5 protein-coding genes and 1 tRNA gene are annotated in these 6,000 nt (G+C 57.3%); 2 read left to right on the top strand and 4 right to left on the bottom strand.

All coding sequences use genetic code 11. The annotated features are described in order from the left end of the window. Window positions 1-64: 64 nt before the first annotated feature. The 4 genes from B5F76_RS04355 to rsfS all read right to left on the bottom strand — a co-directional run bounded on the left by B5F76_RS04355 (window position 65) and on the right by rsfS (window position 4,316). Window positions 65-1,621, bottom strand: a complete 1,557-nt coding sequence (locus B5F76_RS04355) for an outer membrane homotrimeric porin (protein ID WP_087351683.1) — start codon at window positions 1,619-1,621, stop codon at window positions 65-67. 486 nt (window positions 1,622-2,107) lie between these two features. Then, window positions 2,108-2,344 carry a hypothetical protein gene (locus tag B5F76_RS04365; RefSeq protein ID WP_087351655.1) on the bottom strand — a complete coding sequence of 79 codons (237 nt, stop codon included), beginning with the start codon at window positions 2,342-2,344 and terminating at the stop codon, window positions 2,108-2,110. Window positions 2,345-2,364: 20 nt separating this feature from the next. After that, the gene (gene gpmI, locus B5F76_RS04370) at window positions 2,365-3,891 is read right to left on the bottom strand and encodes a 2,3-bisphosphoglycerate-independent phosphoglycerate mutase (RefSeq protein ID WP_087351657.1); all 1,527 of its coding nucleotides are present in this window, start codon (window positions 3,889-3,891) and stop codon (window positions 2,365-2,367) included. 2 nt (window positions 3,892-3,893) lie between these two features. After that, complete coding sequence (rsfS, locus tag B5F76_RS04375) at window positions 3,894-4,316, bottom strand: ribosome silencing factor (RefSeq protein WP_087351660.1); 423 nt, start codon at window positions 4,314-4,316, stop codon at window positions 3,894-3,896. Window positions 4,317-4,463: 147 nt separating this feature from the next. Here rsfS and B5F76_RS04380 point away from each other — a divergent pair, with 147 nt between their 5' ends. Both B5F76_RS04380 and B5F76_RS04385 read left to right on the top strand, forming a co-directional pair. Further along, window positions 4,464-5,768: a phenylacetate--CoA ligase family protein gene (locus B5F76_RS04380; protein ID WP_087351663.1), complete on the top strand. Its 1,305-nt coding sequence runs from the start codon at window positions 4,464-4,466 to the stop codon at window positions 5,766-5,768. A 139-nt stretch (window positions 5,769-5,907) separates the two neighbouring features. Continuing rightward, window positions 5,908-5,982, top strand: a tRNA-Gly gene (locus tag B5F76_RS04385). Window positions 5,983-6,000 lie beyond the last annotated feature (18 nt).

Raw genomic sequence — 6,000 nt, forward strand, 5'->3', positions numbered from 1 at the left:
GGGCCATCAGATGTGTATCTGATGGCCCCGAATGTTTTGTGCAGTCAGCGACTGCGCATGGAGACTAGAAGGTGTAGGCGAAGATCAGCTGGGCCTTGTAAGCGTCCTGCTTTTCGTAGGCTTCACCCAATTTGCCGCCAGCGGACCTCTTCCAGGTGTCCTGATCGATAAAGTTGATCATGTAGCCCAGTTCCAGGTTCACTTCCAGGTTTTCGTAGATCTGGTAGGAGTTCACAAGGTTGAATTCGAGGATACCGTCGTTGGTGGTGAGATAGTGCTCAACATCGCCAATATCACCATCCTCGTAGTTGGAACCCCAGCTCCAGGGGCTGTTGGCGTACTTTGCCATGGTGGGGGAGTTGGTACCGCCCCAGTAGACAGCGCGGAAGGTGTGCTTGAGATCCTCAAGGAAGCTCATGTCGCGCACCTGCAGGCCAACGCCCCAGGTACCTGCGTAGGAGAGGTTGCGGTCATAGATTCTGCCGGAGCTTGCCCAACCCCAGTTGCCGTCACCCATGAAGGAGGTGAAGTTGCCGCAGGGGGAGACGCTGGGCATGCGCTCGGAGCCATTGCCGGGATTGCCGTCGTCACCGGAAGAGTACCAGCCGAGGATGCCGGGGGTACCCCAATCCATCTTGTACTCGACCAGGGCCTTGGCCAGCCAGCCTTCGCGCTCGGTGCTGTAGCGCTTGTCATGACCGTAGGAATCAGTCATCCAGCCACGCCCTTGGCTTTCCACATAGCCGTAGTTGATGTCGAACTCGATGTTCAGCGGATCCCACAGGGTGAGCTTCACGGGCAGACCTGCCCAGAAGGCGGAGGTGGTAGCCTTGCGGCGAACGAAATCATCCTCGTCGGTCATCCAGCGTCCATTGCCGGGGCCATAGCCGCTGGTGGTGTAGAAGTTGCGGTAGTTGTCGTTGCCGTAGCTTTTGCCACCGCGGAACACATTCTGGCCGAGGGTGCCGTACATGACCCAGGGAGTGGCCTCGATGCCCTCGAACTTCAGCGGCACTGCCAGGGAGATGAGGTCCATGTTGTCGAGGTAGTTGCTCTTGTCGTTGGGATGGCTGGTTCCACCGGCAGTATAGTTGTCGTTGTAGGGGCGGGCCCAGGACAGGGTCAGGCCCACGTTCTCGTTGAACTGGTAGCTGGCAACGACAGCAGCCACGTCATCGTCCAGGACAGCGGAGCCACCGGCTGCATTGGGCATGGCAAGGCCCTGGAGGCCCATACGCACCTTGAGTTCGGTGTTCGGCACAGCCCAGTCGATGTAGGCGCGCTTGAGTTCGATGATGGTCTGGTCGGCACCAAGGGCGCCGCCGGTTTTGGCCTGGCCCCAGGTGGTGTCACCGATTTCGAAGAACACCGTACCGGAAAGGCTCTCGGAGGCAATGGCGTCCAACTGCAGACGGATGCGCTGGCCGGCAGAGAAGATATCCTCGTTGTTGGCCTTCTTCATTTTGCCGTCCTGACCGCGAGTTTTGTTCACAAGGCTGCCGTCAGCTGCGTTGAATCCCATGAGCCACTGGCCGGAGGCCTTGAACTCGATGGCTTGAGCTCCGCTGGCAGCGGAAAGGACAAGACCTGCTGCCAGAACAAGAGTAACAAGACGTTTCATAAAATTGCTTCCCCCAAAGTGTGAATTTGCCCCGCAGGGCGTCTTGTTCCGCATCTTCCCGCTCCTCTTTTGGGATAAGGACAAAGGCCCCGCAGACAGGCCCATAGGCTCGTGGCTGCAGTGCCGTTTCAGGAAAACGCAGGGTATTTGCATCATATACACGAAACGGAGTTTTTTTAGCAAGCTTTTTTTCTGCCATGGTTGGGCAAGCTCTTTCTGCTGTGCGCAAGATGAAGGAGAATTTTTGGAAAAAGCTTGTCAAAGCATGTTCACTGTATGCAATTTTCAATAAAATTGCGGAACATGCTCGTTCTTTTTGGTGTTTTTACATCAATATAGTGGAGAGAATAAAAATAATTGTCCGCCATGTCTTTCTTTTTCATGTGCGCGACAAAATTTTTTGACAAACAAAAAGGGGTACGGCTCAGCATGAACCGTACCCCGATATTTCCTGAATGATGTCTGCCAGGAGGCTACAGGAGGCTATCAGATGTAGTCCTGATGCACGTTGGCAAGGCCGCCAAGGGTCATGACCTGCAGGAACTTTACCGATGCGTCGTCAATGGGGACCAGGGCAAAGCGCTCCTTGCAGTAGGGGCAGTTGATGGACACTTCCTTTGGTGTCGGAGGAACGCGCACGGTCTTGAGGCAATGAGGGCATACATAATGGATGGCGATATCCATGCCGCTCGGATAGACCGGGTCGTTCTTGCGCTGCAGCATTGTCTTCTCCCCCAGGTGTTCTAATTTTCCACAAGGCTTGTGCCATTCATCTCTTCCGGAATGGCAAGGCCCCAGAGGTCCAGAATTGTGACAGCCACGTCAGCCAGCTTGCCGTCCTTCAGCGTGAGGCCGGGATTTTCCGTATCGAGCAGGATGCAGGGCACGGGATTGGTGGTGTGAGCCGTGTGCGGCTTTCCTTCCTCGTCCAGCATCTTCTCACAGTTGCCGTGGTCCGCAATGAGGATCATGCGGCCATGACGAGCGCGCACTGCCTCGACCATGCGGCCGACACAAGTGTCCACTGTCTCGCAGGCCTTGACTGCAGCCGGAATGATGCCCGTGTGGCCGACCATATCTCCGTTTGCAAGATTGCAGACAACCAGATCGTACGTGCCTGCGCTCCACTTTTCCACAAAGCGGTCCGTCACCTCGACTGCGCTCATGGCAGGAGCCAGATCGTAGGTTGGCACGGATCTCGGGGAAGGCACAAGGATGCGGTCCTCGTTTGCAAAGGGTTCTTCCACGCCGCCGTTGAAGAAGTAGGTCACGTGCGCGTACTTCTCCGTTTCCGCAAGGCGCAGCTGGCTAAGGCCTGCCTTTGCCACCACCTGTCCCAGGACATTGGGGATATCCTGGTCCGGGAAGGCCACGGGGATGGTGAGGGTCGCATCGTAGCTCGTCATGGAGGCCACAGCGCTTAAGGATGGAATGGTCCCGCGCTCGAAGCCGTCGAACTCCTGCGCCGTCAGGGCGGACACTATCTCGCGCATGCGATCCGCGCGGAAGTTGAAGAAGAAGACGCTGTCGTTGTCCCTGAGACCCGGGCCTTTTGCGCTCACCCAGACAGGCTTTACGAATTCGTCAAAGACCTTTTCGTCATAGGACGCCTGCAATGCCTTTTCGGCACCCAGGATCCTGGGTCCCTTGCCGTGGACCAGGAGATTGAAGGCTTCGGAAACGCGCTCCCAGCGCTTGTCCCTGTCCATGGCGTAGAAGCGGCCGTAGATGGCAGCAATTTCCTGGTCGTCGTACAGCGCAAGCTTCTCTTCGAGAGCCTTGACGTAGCCCATGGCGCTGTCCGGGGGCGTGTCCCTGCCGTCGAGAAGGCAGTGGACAAGGACAGGCACGCCAGCCTTGTGGGCAAGGTCGCAGAGGGCAAAGAGGTGGTTGATGTGGCTGTGCACACCGCCGTCCGAGAGAAGGCCCACAAGGTGCAGGGTCCCCTTGCTCTCCCTTGTCTTGCGCAAAAGATCGCTTATGGCAGGGTTTGTCGCAAAGGAGCCGTCCTCTATGGCAACGTCGATGCGGGTCATGTCCTGGTAGACAATGCGGCCTGCACCGATGTTGAGATGCCCCACCTCGGAATTGCCCATATACCCTTCGGGAAGACCCACTGCGCGGCCCGAGGCCGTGAGGCGGGAATTGGGGCAGCTGGCAAAAAGAGCGTCCATGTTGGGTGTCGCGGCAAGGGATGTCGCGTTGCCCGGCCCTTCGGGGGCAATGCCCCATCCGTCAAGGATGAGGAGCAGGGTGGGGGTGAGGTTCATTCCTATTCTCCCTTGGGCTCTCCGGCCTGTTCGGCCATGGCCTTCAGTTCCTCGCGGCTTTGCGGCACGCTCCACAGGGCCTCAAGCTTGTAGAGACTCCTTGTGTCCTTCAAGAAGACGTTGACCACAAAATCGTTGCAGTCGACTATGATCCACTGGCCCACATTGTAGCCGTCCATGCGCAAAAACTCGTAGTTCTTTTCGCCGCACAGCTGGTTCACACCGTTGGCAAGGCTCTGGGCATGGCGCACGGAATTGGCCGTGGCCACGATCATGATGTCCGTAAAGGAGCCACGGCCTGTCAGATCGATTTTCTCGATATCCGTTGCCTTGTGTTCCTCAAGCCAGGTGATAACATCCGCTGCCTTTTCGGCTGCGGGCAGTTCGGAATATTTCTTGGGTTTTGCTGTGAGTGTATTGGGCATTGCTTTTTTCCGTTGCGGGTTGCGAACAAAAGAGCCCTGTTTTCCAGCCAGTCGGGTAGTGCCCTCTTGATCAGTATGGAAAAACAAGGCAAAATTCCAAATCATAACTCCTCCGAGTTTATCCCATGTGCAATGAGGTGTAAAGCCGTGCTGTTCGACATCAAGAATGAAACCCTCCCCAGGGAGGATCTGGCCAAATTGCAGCTGAAAAGGCTGCAGGATGTGTGCCGCCGCGTCTACGCGAATGTCCCCTTCTACAAGAAGCGCTTTGACGAAATGGGCGTGAAGCCCGAGGACATTCGTTCCCTGGACGATCTGCGCAGACTGCCCTTTACCGTAAAGCAGGATTTGCGCAACAACTACCCCTACGGCCTCTTCGCACTGCCAAGGGCCAATCTGGCTCGCATCCAGGCTTCCAGCGGTACAACAGGACAGGCCATCGTGATGGGCTACACGCAGCGCGATCTCGACAACTGGGCCGAACTGGTTGCCCGCTGCATGTGCGCAAGCGGCGTGACACCCACGGACATCGTGCACGTGGCCTACGGCTACGGCCTCTTCACCGGCGGCCTCGGAGCCCACGACGGCGCCCAGAAGCTCGGTGCCATGGTTGTGCCAGCCTCGGGCGGTGCCACCCGTCGCCAGGGCCAGCTTCTGCGCGACCTTGGCGCGACAGTGCTTGCCTGCACGCCCTCCTTTGCCCTGCATCTGTGGGAATCCGCCATGGAGATAGGCATTGACTTCAGGGAACTGCCCCTGAAGATCGGTATCTTCGGTGGCGAGCCCTGGTCCGAGACCATGCGCCACACCATGGAAGAAAAGATGGGCATCGACGCCCACAACATCTACGGCCTCACGGAAATCATGGGCCCCGGTGTTGCCATCGACTGCATGGAACACAACGGCATCCATCTGTGGGAAGACCACTTTATCGCGGAAATCATCGATCCCGAGACAGGCGAGAACCTGCCCGAGGGCGAGGTGGGCGAACTTGTCATCACCACCATCACCAAGGAAGGCGCACCGCTCATCCGCTATCGCACCCGCGATCTCACCTCCATTGACACCACACCCTGCCGCTGCGGTCGCACCCATCTGCGTCTCACCCGCCTTGCAGGCCGCACGGACGACATGCTCATTATCCGCGGCGTCAACGTCTTCCCGCAGCAGATCGAGAGTCTGCTCATGGAAATCCCCGGCCTCTCCCCCAACTACCTTATTGTTGTGGACCGCAAGGGCACTCTCGACACTATCGAGGTCCAGGTGGAAATCACGCAGCAGCTCTTCAACGATCGCATCAGCGACCTTCAGGCCCTCGAAAAGCGCCTGCAGGGCAATATCAAGGAATACTGCGGCGTGACAGCCCGCATTCGCCTCATGGAACCCCATTCCCTGGATCGTTCCGGTGGCAAGGCCACCCGTGTGATCGACAACCGCCCCAAGATGAACTAGGCGTGCAGAAAAAATTTGGTGCCAAAATCGGCCAGTGAAGCCATTTTTGACACTTTTTCAACAAAAGTTTGCCAAAAATGAAAAATTTTGCTTGACGAGAGGGCCGGCTTCGCGTAGAAGCTCTTTTCGCACCGACTGAGCGGGAGTAACTCAGTGGTAGAGTGCAACCTTGCCAAGGTTGAAGTCGCGGGTTCAAATCCCGTCTCCCGCTCCAGAACACAAGGCGGAATAG

It is taken from the genome of Desulfovibrio sp. An276 (assembly GCF_002159665.1).
Classification (GTDB): Bacteria; Desulfobacterota; Desulfovibrionia; order Desulfovibrionales; family Desulfovibrionaceae; genus Desulfovibrio; species Desulfovibrio faecigallinarum.

Excerpts from the sequence above, each read along its gene's own strand:
- B5F76_RS04355 (WP_087351683.1), bottom strand. The coding sequence starts at position 1,621 with ATGAAACGTCTTGTTACTCTTGTTCTGGCAGCAGGTCTTGTCCTTTCC.
- gpmI (WP_087351657.1), bottom strand. The coding sequence starts at position 3,891 with ATGAACCTCACCCCCACCCTGCTCCTCATCCTTGACGGATGGGGCATT.
- rsfS (WP_087351660.1), bottom strand. The coding sequence starts at position 4,316 with ATGCCCAATACACTCACAGCAAAACCCAAGAAATATTCCGAACTGCCC.
- B5F76_RS04365 (WP_087351655.1), bottom strand. The coding sequence starts at position 2,344 with ATGCTGCAGCGCAAGAACGACCCGGTCTATCCGAGCGGCATGGATATC.